At 73.0% G+C, this 15,031-nt stretch carries 14 protein-coding genes and 1 rRNA gene; 4 read left to right on the top strand and 11 right to left on the bottom strand.

The window, feature by feature from the left end; all coding sequences use genetic code 11:
• Nucleotides 1-45: 45 nt before the first annotated feature.
• Both ACZ3YO_RS25255 and ACZ3YO_RS25250 read right to left on the bottom strand, forming a co-directional pair.
• Nucleotides 46-921 carry an ATP-grasp domain-containing protein gene (locus ACZ3YO_RS25255; RefSeq protein ID WP_465573261.1) on the bottom strand — a complete coding sequence of 292 codons (876 nt, stop codon included), beginning with the start codon at nt 919-921 and terminating at the stop codon, nt 46-48.
• Nucleotides 918-1,961: an ATP-grasp domain-containing protein gene (locus tag ACZ3YO_RS25250; RefSeq protein ID WP_465573258.1), complete on the bottom strand. Its 1,044-nt coding sequence runs from the start codon at nt 1,959-1,961 to the stop codon at nt 918-920. The genes ACZ3YO_RS25255 and ACZ3YO_RS25250 overlap by 4 nt, the downstream gene beginning before the upstream one ends.
• 250 nt (nt 1,962-2,211) lie before the next feature.
• On the opposite strand from ACZ3YO_RS25250, the gene ACZ3YO_RS25245 reads away from it, so the two are divergent.
• Entirely contained in the window at nt 2,212-3,090 is an 879-nt protein-coding gene (locus ACZ3YO_RS25245) for a GNAT family N-acetyltransferase (RefSeq protein ID WP_465573255.1), read from the top strand.
• Between the two features lie 76 nt (nt 3,091-3,166).
• Here ACZ3YO_RS25245 and ACZ3YO_RS25240 read toward each other — a convergent pair whose 3' ends face one another.
• Complete coding sequence (locus ACZ3YO_RS25240) at nt 3,167-3,589, bottom strand: fic family toxin-antitoxin system, toxin component (RefSeq protein ID WP_148645130.1); 423 nt, start codon at nt 3,587-3,589, stop codon at nt 3,167-3,169.
• Nucleotides 3,586-3,822 (bottom strand): toxin-antitoxin system HicB family antitoxin, encoded by a 237-nt coding sequence (locus tag ACZ3YO_RS25235; RefSeq protein ID WP_360185064.1) that lies wholly within the window; start codon nt 3,820-3,822, stop codon nt 3,586-3,588. Before ACZ3YO_RS25235 ends, ACZ3YO_RS25240 begins: the two co-directional genes overlap by 4 nt.
• A 390-nt stretch (nt 3,823-4,212) precedes the next feature.
• Between ACZ3YO_RS25235 and ACZ3YO_RS25230 the strand changes: the two genes are divergently transcribed.
• Nucleotides 4,213-4,410, top strand: coding sequence for a hypothetical protein (locus ACZ3YO_RS25230; protein WP_396323132.1), 198 nt, complete (start codon nt 4,213-4,215; stop codon nt 4,408-4,410).
• Between the two features lie 154 nt (nt 4,411-4,564).
• On the opposite strand, the gene ACZ3YO_RS25225 is transcribed toward ACZ3YO_RS25230, so the two are convergent.
• Both ACZ3YO_RS25225 and ACZ3YO_RS25220 read right to left on the bottom strand, forming a co-directional pair.
• Entirely contained in the window at nt 4,565-5,920 is a 1,356-nt protein-coding gene (locus ACZ3YO_RS25225) for a class I SAM-dependent RNA methyltransferase (RefSeq protein WP_465573596.1), read from the bottom strand.
• A 359-nt stretch (nt 5,921-6,279) separates the two neighbouring features.
• On the bottom strand, nt 6,280-8,361 hold the full coding sequence (locus tag ACZ3YO_RS25220) for an APC family permease (protein WP_465573249.1): 2,082 nt from the start codon (nt 8,359-8,361) through the stop codon (nt 6,280-6,282).
• A gap of 230 nt (nt 8,362-8,591) precedes the next feature.
• Between ACZ3YO_RS25220 and ACZ3YO_RS25215 the strand changes: the two genes are divergently transcribed.
• Both ACZ3YO_RS25215 and ACZ3YO_RS25210 read left to right on the top strand, forming a co-directional pair.
• On the top strand, nt 8,592-9,260 hold the full coding sequence (locus ACZ3YO_RS25215; RefSeq protein WP_396323130.1) for a potassium channel family protein: 669 nt from the start codon (nt 8,592-8,594) through the stop codon (nt 9,258-9,260).
• Entirely contained in the window at nt 9,260-9,931 is a 672-nt protein-coding gene (locus ACZ3YO_RS25210) for a potassium channel family protein (protein WP_396323129.1), read from the top strand. The genes ACZ3YO_RS25215 and ACZ3YO_RS25210 overlap by 1 nt, the downstream gene beginning before the upstream one ends.
• 92 nt (nt 9,932-10,023) lie before the next feature.
• Here ACZ3YO_RS25210 and ACZ3YO_RS25205 read toward each other — a convergent pair whose 3' ends face one another.
• The 5 genes from ACZ3YO_RS25205 to rrf form a co-directional block, all read right to left on the bottom strand.
• Nucleotides 10,024-10,770 (bottom strand): DUF3159 domain-containing protein, encoded by a 747-nt coding sequence (locus tag ACZ3YO_RS25205; RefSeq protein ID WP_396323128.1) that lies wholly within the window; start codon nt 10,768-10,770, stop codon nt 10,024-10,026.
• A 2-nt stretch (nt 10,771-10,772) separates the two neighbouring features.
• Nucleotides 10,773-11,180: an OB-fold nucleic acid binding domain-containing protein gene (locus tag ACZ3YO_RS25200; protein WP_396323127.1), complete on the bottom strand. Its 408-nt coding sequence runs from the start codon at nt 11,178-11,180 to the stop codon at nt 10,773-10,775.
• A gap of 145 nt (nt 11,181-11,325) precedes the next feature.
• Nucleotides 11,326-12,006: a response regulator gene (locus ACZ3YO_RS25195; protein ID WP_465554777.1), complete on the bottom strand. Its 681-nt coding sequence runs from the start codon at nt 12,004-12,006 to the stop codon at nt 11,326-11,328.
• Between the two features lie 38 nt (nt 12,007-12,044).
• On the bottom strand, nt 12,045-14,630 hold the full coding sequence (locus ACZ3YO_RS25190; RefSeq protein ID WP_465573243.1) for an ATP-binding protein: 2,586 nt from the start codon (nt 14,628-14,630) through the stop codon (nt 12,045-12,047).
• Between the two features lie 309 nt (nt 14,631-14,939).
• Nucleotides 14,940-15,031 (bottom strand): 5S ribosomal RNA (gene rrf / locus ACZ3YO_RS25185); the annotation flags it as partial.

Here is a 15,031-nt window from a genome sequence, read left to right as displayed (position 1 = left end):
TCTTCTCTCGCCATCCGGTCGTGCGGTCCGGCCGGAAGGGCAAGCCTAACGACCGGCGGTGCGCGGCCGCCCGTCCCGCTGGCCGGGGACGTGCGGAAGGCCCGGGAGGCGCGGGGTGCCGCCACCCCGGCGGGCGGCGCGCAGGGCGAGCTCGGCGAGCGCCTCGGGGGCGCCGACCTGGCCGCGGATGCCGGGGAAGGCGTTGACGTCGACGATGACGGGCTCGGCGGGCCCGTCGAGCAGGTCGACGCCGTAGACGTCGAGGCCGAAGACCCGGCCGACCCGCAGGGCCAGCTCGGCGCGGTCGGCGGGGAGTTCGGCGGGGCCGAACCGGCCTCCGGCGGGCCGGTCGTCGACCGCGAGTTCGGAGCGGCGGCGCTCGCAGAAGACCTGACCGTCGACGACCCAGAGTTTCTGGTCCCAGCCGGTGTTGGCGAGGTAGGGCTGGGCGATCACGGGTTCGCCGGGCCACCGCTCGGCGAGGGCGGTCAGCCGGTCGGGGCCGTCGACGCGGGCGACGAGGTCGTGGCGGCGGCTGTGGCGGCTCTTGACCACCATCGGGTATTCGGCGTCGGCCAGTTCGGCGAGGCTCGCGGCGGTGCGGGTGGCGGCGAACGGCAGTCCGGCGCGGTGGGCGAGTTCGGCCATGGCGGTGCGGTCCTGGCAGAACGCGGTCGCGGCGGCCGAGTTGACGACGGGGGCGCCGTGCTCCTCCAGGTGGCGGGCGAGCGCGAGGGCCTGCGGGGTGCGGGCCTTGAGCAGGTAGACGTCGGCGAGCGGACCGGGCCCGAGCCGTTCGGCGGGCGGGGTGTCACCACCGGTGGGGTCGACGGTCTCGACCTGGTGGTCGGCGGCGAGCAGGGCGGCGGTGGCGGCGAGCAGCGGGTGGCCGGGGTCGGGGGTGAGCAGGCAGATCCTCATATCGCGCCGCCCATGCCGCCGCTGACGAAGCCGGCGCCCCCGAAGCCGCCGTCGACCAGGCCCGCACCGCCGACGCCCACGGCGCCGACGGAACCACCGACGCCGACTCCGGCCCCCTGCGCAGGAAGCCGCAGCGGCTCCGGCGCCGACGGCACCGACACGGCCGACACCACCGACGACGCCGACGACGGCTCCCGCACCAGCGCGGGCGCCGGCACGGAGACCGCCGTCCCGGTGCGGGCCAACCGCAGCACGGCGCGGGAGACCCGGGCCACCGCGTCCGGCACCTGGCGGAAGCTGGGGAAGTCGTTGATGTCCACGACCACCGGCCCGTCCGGGCCGAGCAGCACGTCCACGCCGTACAGGTCGAGCCCGAACACCTCTCCCACCTGCCCGGCGATCCGCGCCACCTCGGCGGGGAGCGGCACCTGCCGCTCGCGCACGCCCTGCCCGGGGTGCAGCGGCGAGCAGCGCTCGGTCGCGTACAGCTCGCCGTCGACGCAGTACACCTTGAGGTCGGTACCGGAGTTGGGCACGTAGGGCTGGGCGATCAGCAGGCCCTCGCCGGCGAGCAGGGGGCCGAGTTCGACCAGGTGGTCGGGGGTGGGGACGAGCCGCACGGCGCGGCCGGAGCTGCCGTCGGCGGGCTTGACGACGAGCGGGTACTCGGAGGCGGGGATCTCGGCCAGCCGCTCCCACCGGGCCGCCGCGTAGGTGACCGGGACGGGCAGCCCGCGGGTGCGCGCGATGACCGCGGCGAGCGCCTTGTCCCGGACCCCGCGGATGGACCGGACGTCGTTGACGGTGGTGAGGCCGACGGCGGCGGCCGCCTCCAGGAGGGTGAGGCCGGGGCCGCCGGAGACGGTCTTGAGCACCCAGGCGTCGTGGCTGCCGGCCCGGACGGCCTCGGAGATCGCCATCAGCGAGTTGCCGGGGCGCAGCACGTCCACCCGGTGTCCCCACGCGGTGAGCCGGCGCACCACGTCGAGCGGCATGCCGTCGTGCCGGTAGTGCTCCTCGACCAGAAAGCAGAGCCTCATGAGCCTGTCATCCCCCTCGCCTCGCCCACGCGGACGTCCGCCGTTCCCGTCCGGCAGAGCTGTAAAGGCCCCAGAATGCCATGGCGCCTGCACGCAAGATCGCCCGGCCTGTAAGCATTGGGCAACAATCGGGCCGAAATGCCCGGGCTCCCGGCCCCGCCCGGTGGCGGCCGGGCGGTAGCCCGGCGGCGGCCGGCCCGGTGACCCAAATCAGTGGCAGGCCCGCGACGGGCCTGCGAGGATGCACGGCGTGACCTCTGACGATCTTGATCCCGCCCGCCGCGCCTTCCTCGACCTCCTCGCCGGGATCGAGCGGTACTACGACGCCGTGCCGCGCTCCGCCGCCCGCGTCGAGGACTTCGGCCCGCTGAGCCTGTTCGTCCGAGAGGGCGAGGGCTGGCCGTACTACGCCCGGCCGGCACTCGGGTACTCCGGCCCGGCGGCCACCGCCGAGGACGTCCGCCGGGTGCTGGCGCGCCAGCGCGAGCTGGGTGCGCCGGAGGCCTTCGAGTGGGTGGCCGAGCAGAACCCGCAGCTGCGCGCGGCGGTGGAGGAGGCCGGGCTGGCGGTGCACGAGCACCCGCTGCTGGTGCTCGGCCCGGAGGACGAGCCGGCCGGGGCGGCGTCGGCGCTGCCCGAGGGCGTGGAGGTCCGGGTCCTGGCCGCCGACGCCCCGGAGCTGGCGAGTGCGGTGGCCGTCCCGCACCTGGCGTTCGGCGAGCCGGGCACCGCCACGGGCACCGCCGGGGTGGCGGAACTGGCCGTGGCCGCCGAGAAGGTGGCGGCGGACGGCTCGCTGGCGCGGATCTCCGGGCGGATCACCGCCGGGCAGACGGTGTTCGCCGCGGCCCTCCGCGACGGTTCGGCGCTCTGCGCGGGCCAGTACAACCCGGTCGGCAGGGTCTGCGAGGTGGCCGGTGTCGGCACCCTGCCGTCGGCACGCCGACAGGGGCTCGGCCTCGCGGTCACCGCGGAGCTGGTCGCGCACGCGCGGGCCAACGGCGTGCGGACGGTGTTCCTGTCCGCCGCCGACGAGGACGTCGCCCGGATCTACCGCCGGGCCGGCTTCCGCCCGTTCGCGACGGCCCTGATCGCCGAGCCCGCGGCGGACGGGGCCCCCGCTGCATAACCGGTCCGACCGGCCCGACGGCGCGCCCGGTCCCCCCGGCACGCCCGGTCCGCTCCGACCGGCCGGTGTGGCGGCCTCAGTCCGAGTCCTCGTCCTCCTCACCGCTGACGCCCTCGCCCTCGGCCTCGTCCACCACCCACGCCGCCAGCCGCTCGGCGACCCCGGACACGCCGAGCCGCCCCTCGCGGATGGCCCGGGCGAGGCTGCGCACCTCACGAGCGGTGGTCGCGACCGTGCAGCCGCTGGCCACCAGGTAGGCGTAGGCGACGGCGGTGGCGAACAGCTCGTTGGTCTTCTCCAGGGCCGGCACCCGGATCAGCTGGTGCATCAGGGCGGCGGCACGGTCCTGCGGTTCGGGGTAGACGGCGATGTCGAAGATCTCGGCCTGGTGGCGGGAGACCGCCGCGAGCAGCGATCCGTAGTCGGTGACCTGCGGGTCACCGGGCGTGTACTGCTCGGCGGTCATGAGCAGCCACGAGAGGTCGACCTCCAGGTTCAACGGCGCACGTCCTGGAGGTCGGCCGTGCCACCGAACTCGGCCAGGAACGCCGTCTCGTACTCCTTCATGAACTGCGCGGCGGCGTCGACGAACGCGCGCCCGGCCTCGCCCATGTCCTGCTGGACCAGGCGCTCGATGTACTGGTTCATGCTGATCCCCTGCTGCTCCGCCCGTTCCCGGGCCATCTCCGCGGTGGTGGCGTCCACCCGGACGTTCAGCTGCTTCTTGCCCATGAACCTCAAGCTAGCGCCAAAGCGCTAGCACAACAAGGGCGCACGTACGGCCCCCGCGCGCCCTTCCCGCCTCTGGGCCATGCCCCCGCCACGCGGGCGTGAACCCCCGGAGGCCGACCCGGGCCGCCATCCCCGCGCGGTGAAGCGCGGTGAGCGGGCGCGGCGAAGTGAAGCGCCGTGGGTCCTTCCCGGGCGCGGCGCCCCCGCCGCCCGCCGCCCCCGCCGCCCCCTCGGCCCGGCGCCGCCTGCCGGAACAACCCTCGTGAACCGGCGCGGGGAGCCCTGCGGATCCAGCCGGAGGAGCGAGACTTGAAGAGTTCTTCACCTTCCGAGACTCTGAACTACTCCGAGCATTCCCTGGAGCGGCACCGACCGGTGTGGAGGCCGGCAATGACAGCCATGTTCGACCAGGAGCTGCGCGAGCAGCTCGCCCTGGCCCGCAAGGACCTCGCCGCCGCGCGGGCCGACGGGGACGCCGACGGCGTCCAGGCGTACGAGGGCCGCATCGCCGGGCTGCTCCGGCTCGCCGCCCAGCACGGCATCGCCCTGCCCCACAGCGCGGACGAAGAGGAACAGAACCTGCGCTGAACGGCCCCCGGAGCGCCCGGCAGCACCCGCACGGCCCCGCGACAGCCCGCACGAGCCCGCAACACGAGCCCTCAGACAGACCGACGGCAGGGAGGCGGCCCCCGGAACCCCGGTGCCGCCTCCCTGCCGTTCAGCTGTGGTCGTGCCCGTCCGGCTACTCGCCGACCGGCTCCAGGATCGCCACGCACTCGAAGTGGTGGGTCATCGGGAACAGGTCGAAGGCCCGCAGCGAGACCGGCCGGTACCCGCCCTCGCGGAAGAACGCGAGGTCACGGGCCAGGGCCGCCGGGTCGCAGGCCACGTAGGCGATCCGGCGGGCGGAGAGGCCGGCCAGGTGGGCGACGGTCTCACGGCCGGCACCGGCCCGCGGCGGGTCGAGGACGATCAGGTCGGTGGAGGTGATGCCGGTGCGCGGCAGCAGCGTCTCGACCCGGTCGCACTCGATCCGCACGTTGTCCAGCACGGCCAGGTTGTGACGGGCGTCGACCACGGCCTGCTTGGAGGACTCGATGCCGAGCACCGCGCCGTCCTCGCCGACCCGGTCGGCCAGTGCGCCGGCGAAGAGGCCGACGCCGCAGTACAGGTCGAGCGCGTTCTCGCCCCACTGCGGGTCCAGACCGTCCAGCACGGCATCGACCAGGGTGTCCGGGGCCTCCGGGTGGATCTGCCAGAAGCCGCCGTTGCTGACCCGCCACGTCCGGCCGGCCGCGCGCTCACGCACGAAGGAGCGGCCGTGGACCTTGTGGATGTTGTCGTGCTCGTCGATCCGGGCGATCGACACCGGCTTGTCGAGCTCGACCAGCGGCAGCTGCGCGCCCGGCGACGGGGTGAGCACCACCTGGCGGTCGGAGGAACCGGCGGCGGCGATCACCTCGACGGTGGCGACGCCCGGCCAGTCGCGGGCCTCGATGCCCAGCTCGGCGACGCCCTCGGCGGCGATCAGGCAGCGGTCGATCGGCTGGATCTCGTGCGAGCGGTGCTTGCGCAGGCCGACCTTGCCGGTCTCCTGGTCGACCGCGTACTGCACGCGGGTGCGCCACGCCGGCACCTGCCCGGCCGGGAGCTTGCCGCCGACCGGCTCGACGCTGCCGTCCCAGCCGGCCTCGGCCGGTGTGAGGCCCGCCAGCTTGGCCAGCTGCTCGGTGAGCACCTGCACCTTGAGCTTGCGCTGCCCGCCGGGGGTGACGTGCTGCCAGTCGCAGCCGCCGCACTTGCCCGGCCCGGCGAACGGGCAGGGCGGGGCGATCCGGTCCTTGGCGGGCTCCAGGATCTCCACCGCGTCGGCGCGCAGGAAGCGCGACTTGGTGGTGCCGTCGGTGACCTGCACGACGACCTTCTCGCCGGGCAGCGCGTGCCGGACGAACAGCACCCGGCCCTCGTGCCGGGCCACGCAGTGCCCGCCGCCGTGCGCGACGGGGCCGACCTCGACCTCGTAGCGCTCGCCGACCAGCGGGTCGCCGCCGGGGCCCCGGGGGGCCGCCTCGGCGCGCGGGGCGCGGGTGGTGCGCAGCGTCTTCGGCGGGCGGACGGCCTGCTTGCGCGGACGCTCCCCGCCCTTGGGCTTCTCCTTGGCCTTCTCCTGGCGCGGCGCGCCGGCGGCCGGCCGCTCGGCGCGAGCGGGGCGCTCCGCCCGCGCGGGGCGCTCGTCACGCTCCGGCTCCGGGGCGCGCTCCGCCGGCGCGAGCGGCGCCGTCTGCGCGGTGAAGCCGTCGCGGTCGGTGGCGGCCGGACGGACGGGCTTGCCCCAGCGCGGCCGGGCGACCTGCCCGGGCTTGCCGGCGCTGCCCTTGCGGGCGCCCTTGGCTGAGCCCTTGCCGGAGCCGCCGGACGAACCGGACGAGCCGTGGGAGCGGGACGGGGTGTTGCGGGTCACTGGGAGGAGTCCTTGCTGCTGTCAGCGGAGGCGGCGGTCGTACCGTCCGGTGTACCGGAGACCTTCGACTTTACGGCCTTCGGCGCCCGGGGCTCACCACGCCGGACGGCACCCGGCGCCGACCAGGCCTTCTGCGGCCTGCGCCGCTCGGAGGACTCCAGCTGCCAGGGTACCGAGGTCACCATGACCCCGGGCTTGAACAGCAGCCGCCCCTTGAGGCGCAGTGCGCTCTGGTTGTGCAGCAGGTGCTCGTACCAGTGGCCGACCACGTACTCCGGGATGTACACCGAGACGACGTCGCGCGGGCTGCTGCGGCGCAGGTTCTTGACGTAGTCCAGGACCGGCCCGGTGATCTCGCGGAACGGCGAGTCCAGCACCTTGAGCGGCACCTCGATGCCGCGCTCGTCCCACTCCTGGCGCAGCGCCGCGGTGTCCGCCGGGTCGACGTTGACGGTGACGGCCTCCAGCGTGTGGGCGCGGGCGAGCCGCGCGTACGCGAGGGCGCGCAGGGCGGGCTTGTGCAGCTTGGAGACCAGCACGATGGCGTGCACCCGGGTGGGCAGCACCACGTCGTCCGGCTCCTCGGCGGCCACCAGCTCGTCGGAGACCCGGTCGTAGTGGCGGCGGATCGCCTTCATCATCACGAACAGCACGACCATCGCGGCGATCGCGATCCAGGCGTGGCTGATCTTGGTGGCGAGGACGACGATCAGCACGGCCATGGTCATCACCAGGCCGAAGGTGTTGATCGCCCGGCTGCGCTGCATGTGGCGGCGCTTGGCCGGGTCGGTCTCGGTGCGCAGCAGCCTGGTCCAGTGCCGGATCATGCCGGACTGGCTCATGTTGAAGGAGACGAAGACGCCGACGATGTAGAGCTGGATCAGCCGGGTGGGGTCGGCGTCGAAGGCGATGATGAACAGGATCGCGGCCAGCGCCAGCAGGATGATGCCGTTGGAGAAGGCCAGCCGGTCACCGCGGGTGTGCAGCTGACGCGGCAGGTAGCGGTCCTGGGCGAGGATCGAGCCGAGCACCGGGAAGCCGTTGAAGGCGGTGTTGGCGGCCAGCACCAGGATCAGGCCGGTCACTGCGGCGACGAAGTAGAAGCCGGGCGTGAAGTTGGAGAAGACGGCCTCGCTGATCTGGGCGAGCGCGGTCTTCTGGTGGTAGTCGCCGGGGGCGCCGCCGAGCTGCTCGACGGGGTTCTCGGCCATCTGGACGCCGGTGAGACGGGCCAGCCAGATGATGCCCATGAACATCACCACGGCGATGGACGCCATCATCAGCAGCGTGGTCGCCGCGTTCTTGCTCTTCGGCTTGCGGAAGGCCGGCACGCCGTTGGAGATCGCCTCCACGCCGGTCAGCGCGGCACAGCCCGAGGAGAACGCCTTGAGCAGCAGGAACACCATCGCGAAGCCGGCCAGCGACTCGTTGCCGGGGGTGGCCTGGAGGTGGAAGCCGGCGCTCTCGGCGGGCATGTCCTGGCCGAGGCCGAAGTGGCGGACCACGCCGTACACCACCATGCCGAGCACGCCGATCATGAAGGCGTACGTCGGGACGGCGAAGGCGCTGCCGGACTCACGGACCCCGCGCAGGTTCATGCCCATCAGCACGATGACCACGACCACCGAGAGGGTCAGCTCGTGGCCTCGCAGCGCGGGCACCGCGGAGACCACGTTGGCCACCCCGGAGGTGGTGGACACGGCCACGGTGAGGATGTAGTCGACCATCAGCGCGCTGGCGACCACCAGGCCGGAGTTGGCGCCGTGGTTGACGGTGGCGACCTCGTAGTCGCCACCGCCGCTCGGGTACGCGTGCACGTTCTGCCGGTACGAGGCCACCACGGCGAGCATCACGATGGCGACGACGACGCCGATCTGCCATGAGAAGTGAATGGCCGAGGCGCCCGCCAGGGAGAGCGTCAGCAGGATCTCCTCGGGCGCGTACGCGACCGAGGAGAGCGCGTCCGAGGCGAAGACGGGCAGCGCGATGCGCTTGGGGAGCAGCGTTTCCCCGAGCTTGTCGCTGCGTAGCGCACGCCCGATCAGGATGCGTTTCGGAAGGTCAGTCGGCATAGGCACGGTAAGGAATCGTAGGGGCTGTTCGCCGTGCGGTCCGACTTACGTCCCCCCCTTCGTCGCGACTGTGTTCGGTGGACCGGCTAGCGTGTCGGATACGAGCAGGCGGGCAACACTCAGGTTGTCGAGCCGCGCGACCACGAGAACGCTCGCCCCGGACGGCGGGGCGGGGAAGGATGACGAACGGTGTTTGCGCAGGTCAAGAACCCAACGGGACGGGTGAGGTAGCGCCGGTGCACATCGTCATCATGGGCTGCGGCCGCGTGGGCTCCGCCCTCGCAAGAGCACTGGAGAAACAGGGCCACTCGGTCGCCGTCGTCGACCAGGACCCGACGGCCTTCCGCCGCCTGGGCGCCGGATTCAACGGGCGCCGGGTCACCGGTGTCGGCTTCGACCAGGACACCCTGAAGGAGGCGGGCATCGAGGAGGCCGGCGCGTTCGCCGCCGTCTCCAGCGGTGACAACTCCAACATCATCGCGGCCCGGGTGGCCCGGGAGAACTTCGGCGTGGAGAACGTCGCGGCCCGGATCTACGACCCCCGCCGCGCCGAGGTCTACCAGCGCCTGGGCATCCCGACCGTGGCCACCGTCCGCTGGACGGCCGACCAGATGCTGCGCCGGCTGCTGCCGAGCGGCGCCGAGCCGCTCTGGCAGGACCCGAGCGGCACCGTCCAGCTCGCCGAGGTCGCGTACTCCCCGCGCTGGATCGGTCACCGGGTCAGCGCGCTGGAGGAGGCCTCCGACACCCGGGTGGCGTTCGTCACCCGGCTCGGCGAGGGCGTGCTGCCCACGCCCCAGATGGTGCTGCAGGAGGGCGACCTGGTGCACGTGATGCTGCGCCGGGCCGACCTCGCGGCGGTCGAGGCCGCGTTCGCGCAGGGGCCTGACGAGGAGGGTCACTGATGCGGGTCGCCATTGCCGGAGCCGGTGCCGTCGGCCGCTCGATCGCGGGCGAGCTGTTGGAGAACGGCCACGAGGTCCTGCTGATCGACAAGAACCCCAACTCCATCTCGGTGGAGCGGGTCCCCATGGCGGAGTGGCTGCTGGCCGACGCCTGTGAGATCACCTCGCTGGACGAGGCGGCGCTGCAGCGCTGCCACGTGGTGATCGCCGCGACCGGTGACGACAAGGTCAACCTGGTCGTCTCGCTGCTCGCGAAGACCGAGTACGGGGTGCCGCGGGTGGTCGCCCGGGTGAACAACCCGAAGAACGAGTGGCTCTTCAACGAGTCCTGGGGCGTGGACGTCGCCGTCTCCACCCCGCGCCTGATGTCCGCCCTGGTCGAGGAGGCCGTCAGTGTCGGCGACCTGGTCCGGCTGATGCGCTTCAGCCAGGGCAACGCCAACCTGGTCGAGCTGACCCTGGCCTCCGACACCGAACTGGTCGGTACCCGGGTCGGCGACGTGCCGTGGCCGCCGGACACCTCGCTGGTGACCATCATCCGCGAGGGCCGGGTGCTCACCCCGGGCAAGGACGACACCCTGGAGGGCGGCGACGAGCTGCTCTTCGTGGCCGCGCAGGAGCGCGAGGAGGAGCTGGAGAACCTGCTCTCGGCGTCCTCCGGCGCCCAGTAGCGGGAACGAACGCGAGAGGGCCCGCACTCGGTTTCGAGTGCGGGCCCTCTCGCGTCCCGGGCGCCGTCCTGGCGGCCCGCCAGACGGGGGTCCTAGTCGCCGGGCTCCTCGTCCAGCTGCGCCTTGATCGGCGGCGGCGCCTTCAGCAGGATCTGCCAGGTGACGTACATCGCCAGCAGCATCGGCGGGATGCCGAGGGCGACCTTGAGCCAGCCGAGCAGGTTGACGTTGTGCGTGAAGTACAGCGGGAAGAGGATCAGCGGCTTGATGCCCATGATCATCACCCAGGCCCAGGTGGCCTTGGTGTAGGCCGCCAGCCTGCCCGGGTTCTCCTTGCGCCAGGTGAACATCTCGCCGGTCACCGGGCCGAGCATCACACCGATCAACGGCCAGCGGACCAGCGCCGAGACGGCCAGGCCGATGCAGTAGCCGACGTTCCAGAGCAGGCCGGGCAGGTAGAAGTTCTCCGCCTTGCCGGTCTTCATCGAGATCCAGGCACCGATGGCGACCCCGAACACACCGCTGAAGGCGTGCTGGACGGTCTCCCGCTTGGCCAGGCGCGCCACCACGAACAGGGCGCTCAGGCCGAGCGCTGCCCAGGCGGCCGCCGGGACCTGGTGGGTGATGTTGTAGGTGACGATGAAGACCAGGCCGGGCAGGGTCATGTCGACCATGCCGCGCACGCCGCCGAAGGCCTGCATCACGGTGTCGGCGGCCTCCTTGGAGGCGGCCGCCTGCCGGGCCGCCTCGGCCTCGGCGCTGTCCCGGTCGCTCCCGGCCGGGTCGGGCTTGGCCAGGTCGAGCTGGGCGGCGGACTCGCCGCCGGGCTGATTGCTCACGCTCATTCGCTCCCGTGTCCAACCGGACGCAGCTCGTAGCGGGGGTTGAACAGCACGCGGCGCCCGCGTGCGTGGCCGATCCGACCGCTGGCGACGAGCCGGCGGCCGGGCTCTATGCCCACGATGGAGCGACGGCCGAGCCAGACCACGTCCAGCGCCTCGGTGCCGTCGAAGAGCTCGGCCTCCAGCGCGGGCACGCCGGCCCGGGGGCGCAGGGTCACTGTGCGCAGGGTGCCCGCGACGGTGACCAGCTCACGGTCCCCGCAACTGGCGATCGGAGTGCAGCCCGACTCCGCCGCGCTCTCCTGGCGCAGCTCCTCCGCCTGCAGCTCCTCCTGGGAGGAGGTCAGCCGGCTGAGCATACGGCGGAAGCGGCCCTGCGGCTGGTCGCTGCTGATGTCACCACTCATGTCGGAAAGGCTACCGGTATCGGGGCCGGCTGCGGCAGGTCACGAGGTCAACGGGGTACCGGACCGGCCCGCCGCCCGGCCCGGTCCCGCTCGACCCGGCCCGACGCGGCCCGACTCAGCTCGGCTCAGCCCGGCTCAGCTCGGCTCAGCTCTCGAAGCGGTAGCCCATGCCCGGCTCGGTGATGAAGTGCCGCGGGTGCGAGGGGTCGCGCTCCAGCTTGCGGCGCAGCTGGGCCAGGTAGACCCGCAGATAGTTGGTCTCGGTGCGGTAGGCGGGGCCCCAGACCTCCTGGAGCAGCTGGGTCTGGCTGACCAGCCGCCCGGCGTTGCGGACCAGCACCTCCAGCAGGTGCCACTCGGTCGGAGTGAGGCGGACGTCCGTGCCGTCCCGGTTGACCTTCTTCGCGGCGAGGTCGACGGTGAAGCTCTCCGTGACCACCAGGGAGTCGTCCTCGCCCGCAACCGGCTCGGCGCGGCGGACGGCGGCGCGCATCCGGGCGAGCAGCTCGTCCATGCCGAACGGCTTGGTGACGTAGTCGTCCGCGCCGGCGTCGAGCGCCTCGACCTTCTCGTCGGAGGCGTGCCGGGCGGAGAGCACGATGATCGGCACCCTGGTCCAGCCGCGCAGGCCCTTGATCACCTCGACGCCGTCCATGTCGGGCAGGCCCAGGTCGAGGACGACCACGTCGGGGTGGCGGGCGGCGGCCAGCTCCAGCGCACTCGCGCCGTCGTGGGCCGCGTCGACCTCGTACTTGCGGGCCTTGAGGTTGATCACCAGCGCGCGGACGATCTGTGGTTCGTCGTCCACGACGAGGACCCGGGTCATGCGGGCTCCGCCTTTCACAGCTGTCGGAAGAGAGGTGGTCATACGTGGGTGGGGCGGTCCGTGGGTCCCGGCGGTGGGACCGGCTCGGCCGGGCGGTCGGCGGCGGGCAGGGTGACGACCATGGTGAGGCCGCCGCCGGGGGTGTCCTCGGCGGTGACGGTGCCGTCCATCGCCTCGACGAACCCACGGGCCACGGCGAGCCCGAGGCCCACCCCGGAACCGCGCGGCGCGTCCCCGTACCGCTGGAACGGCGCGAAGATCCGCTCCTTGGCGTCCTCGGGCACGCCCGGCCCACGGTCGACGATCCGCAGCTCGACCCGGCCGGGCCCGCCCGCCGGGAGAAGCGCGTCCGCCTTGACCAGCACCTTCACCCCGGCCGGGCTGTACTTGACGGCGTTCTCGACCAGGTTGGCCAGCGAGCGCTCCAGCAGCCCGCCGTCGGCCCGGATCATCGGCAGGGTCTCCGGGACGTCCAGCCGGACGGCCTCCAGCGGGACACCGCCGAGCGCGAACGGCACCACCTCGTCCAGGTCGGTCTCCTGGATCAGCGGCGTGACGGTACCGGTCTGCAGCCGGCTCATGTCGAGCAGGTTGTTGATCAGGTGGTCGAGCCGGTCCGCACCGGCCTCGATGCCGGCCAGCAGCTCGGCCTCGTCCGCCTCGTCCCACTCGACGTCCGCGGAGCGCAGCGAGGTGACGGAGGCCTTGATGCCGGCCAGCGGGGTGCGCAGGTCGTGCGAGACGGCGGCGAGCAGGGCGGTGCGGATCCGGTTGCCCTCAGCCTCGCGGCGGGCCGCGGCGGCCTCCCCGGCCAGCCGGCGGCGCTCCAGCAGGACGGCGGCCTGCGCGGCGAAGGCGCCGAGCAGGCGGCGGTCCTCGGCGGGCAGCACCCGGCCGCGCAGCGCCAGCGCCAGGGTGTCCCCGACCGGGACGTCCACATCGGCGGTCTCCGGCCGTTCCGGCGGGTGCGGCCCGGCCACCGCGACCGGGTGCCACGGGCCGAGCGGGTCGGGCCGCTCCAGCAGCACGGCGGAGTCCTGCTGGAAGGTCTCCCGGACCTGCTCCAGCAGCGCGGTCAGCACGCCGTCCCCGCCCGGCGCACCGCGTAGCACGGTGCCGGCCAGGGCACTGAGCGTCTGGGCCTCGGTCTGGCTGCGCGCGGCCTGGTGGGTGCGCCGGGCCGCGAGGTCCACCACGGAGGCGACCGCGATGCCGACGGCGGTGAATATCGCCACCGCCATGATGTTCTGCGGCTCGTCGATGGTGAAGGTGTGGATCGGCGGCGCGAAGTAGTAGTTCAGTGCCGAGGACCCGACCAGCGCGGAGGCGATCGCCGGGAAGAGCCCGCCGACCAGCGCCGCGCAGACCGTCAGCGACAGGAAGAGCAGCATGTCGGTCGAGAGCCCGAGGCCCTCCACGTGGGTGAGCAACAGGGCCAGCAGCGGCGGCCCGCCGAGGCCGATCATCCAGCCCGCGACGGCGCGCGTGCGGCCGAGGTCGGTGACCTTGCGGATCGGGATCCGGCCCAGCCCCCGGGCGGCGTGCTCATGGGTGACGATGTGCACGTCGATGTCGCCGGACGCCCGGGTCACGGTGGTGCCGACGCCCGGGCCGTAGATGTACTGCCAGGCGGGCCGGCGGCTGGTGCCCAGGACGATCTGGGTGGCGTTGACGCCCCGCGCGAAGTCCAGCAGTCCCGCTGCCGGGTCGTCGCCGAGGACGGCGTGGAAGGAGCCGCCGAGGCTCTCCACCAGCGCCCGCTGCTCGATCAGCGTCTGTGAGGAGCCCGATCCCGGGCCGGCCAGGCCGTCCGAGCGGGAGATGTGGACGGCGAGCAGCTCGCCGCCGGAGCCGCGGGCGGCGATCCGGGCGGCGCGCCGGATCAGCGTCGCGCCCTCCGGGCCGCCGGTCAGGCCGACCACGATGCGCTCGCGGGCCTGCCAGGTGCCCTTGATGCCCTGCTCGGCCCGGTACTTCTGGAGGTACTCGTCGACCCGGTCGGCCGTCCAGAGCAGTGCCAGTTCGCGCAGCGCGGTGAGGTTCCCCGGGCGGAAGTAGTTGGCGAGGGCTGCGTCGATCTTCTCCGGCGCGTACACGTTGCCGTGCGCGAGGCGGCGGCGCAGCGCCTGCGGGTCCATGTCGACCAGCTCGATCTGGTCGGCCCGCCGCACCACCTCGTCCGGCACGGTCTCGCGCTGCCGGATCCCGGTGATGCCCTCCACCACGTCACCCAGCGACTCCAGGTGCTGGATGTTCACCGTCGAGATGACGTCGATTCCCGCCGCGAGCAGCTCCTCGACGTCCTGCCAGCGCTTGGCGTTGCGACAGCCTGGGACGTTGGTGTGCGCCAGCTCGTCCACCAGCACCGCCTGCGGCCGGCGGGCCAGCACGGCGTCCAGGTCCATCTCGGTGAAGGAGGCGCCCCGGTGGACCATCTCCCGGCGCGGCACGGTCTCCAGGCCGGTGACCAGACCCGCGGTGTGCCGGCGCCCGTGGTCCTCGACGAAGCCGACGACCACGTCGGTACCGCGCTCCAGCCGCCGGTGCGCCTCGGCGAGCATGGCGTACGTCTTACCGACCCCGGGAGCCGCCCCGAGGTAGATCCGCAGCCTGCCGCGTCCCATGTGCACCATTCTTGATCCGGCCGGCCCGGGGGACCACCCCGGACACCTGTTCCCCTCCCTTGGAGACTACGGCGTAGCAGGCGATTCTCCACCGATCGGGGCACTGATCAGGCAGTTTTAGCGGCATATTGACGGTCGACGAGGCCCTCCGGGCCACCCCGAACACCTCTTCGGACCACCCCCGCACCACACACCGATGGGCGCACCATCCGCATGCTCTCCTCTGCGGTGCCGCCCTCCGCCGGAATTCTCCGGGAAACGCAAAGAACCCCCACCCGGGATCCGGGTGGGGGTTCTTTGTGAATGATTGTTCGGCGGCGTCCTACTCTCCCACAGGGTCCCCCCTGCAGTACCATCGGCGCTGTGAGGCTTAGCTTCCGGGTTCGGAATGTAACCGGGCG

It is taken from the genome of Kitasatospora sp. NPDC022785 (genome assembly GCF_055561295.1).
This window is presented reverse-complemented; position numbering and strand designations above follow the sequence as displayed.

What these genes read in the sequence shown, in the direction of transcription:
- ACZ3YO_RS25255 (WP_465573261.1), bottom strand. Translation starts at nt 921, where the DNA reads ATGAGGATCTGCCTGCTCACCCCCGACCCCGGCCACCCGCTGCTCGCC.
- ACZ3YO_RS25250 (WP_465573258.1), bottom strand. Translation starts at nt 1,961, where the DNA reads ATGAGGCTCTGCTTTCTGGTCGAGGAGCACTACCGGCACGACGGCATG.
- ACZ3YO_RS25235 (WP_360185064.1), bottom strand. Translation starts at nt 3,822, where the DNA reads ATGGGCAAGAAGCAGCTGAACGTCCGGGTGGACGCCACCACCGCGGAG.
- ACZ3YO_RS25230 (WP_396323132.1), top strand. Translation starts at nt 4,213, where the DNA reads ATGACAGCCATGTTCGACCAGGAGCTGCGCGAGCAGCTCGCCCTGGCC.
- ACZ3YO_RS25210 (WP_396323129.1), top strand. Translation starts at nt 9,260, where the DNA reads ATGCGGGTCGCCATTGCCGGAGCCGGTGCCGTCGGCCGCTCGATCGCG.
- ACZ3YO_RS25200 (WP_396323127.1), bottom strand. Translation starts at nt 11,180, where the DNA reads ATGAGTGGTGACATCAGCAGCGACCAGCCGCAGGGCCGCTTCCGCCGT.
- ACZ3YO_RS25195 (WP_465554777.1), bottom strand. Translation starts at nt 12,006, where the DNA reads ATGACCCGGGTCCTCGTCGTGGACGACGAACCACAGATCGTCCGCGCG.
- ACZ3YO_RS25190 (WP_465573243.1), bottom strand. Translation starts at nt 14,630, where the DNA reads ATGGGACGCGGCAGGCTGCGGATCTACCTCGGGGCGGCTCCCGGGGTC.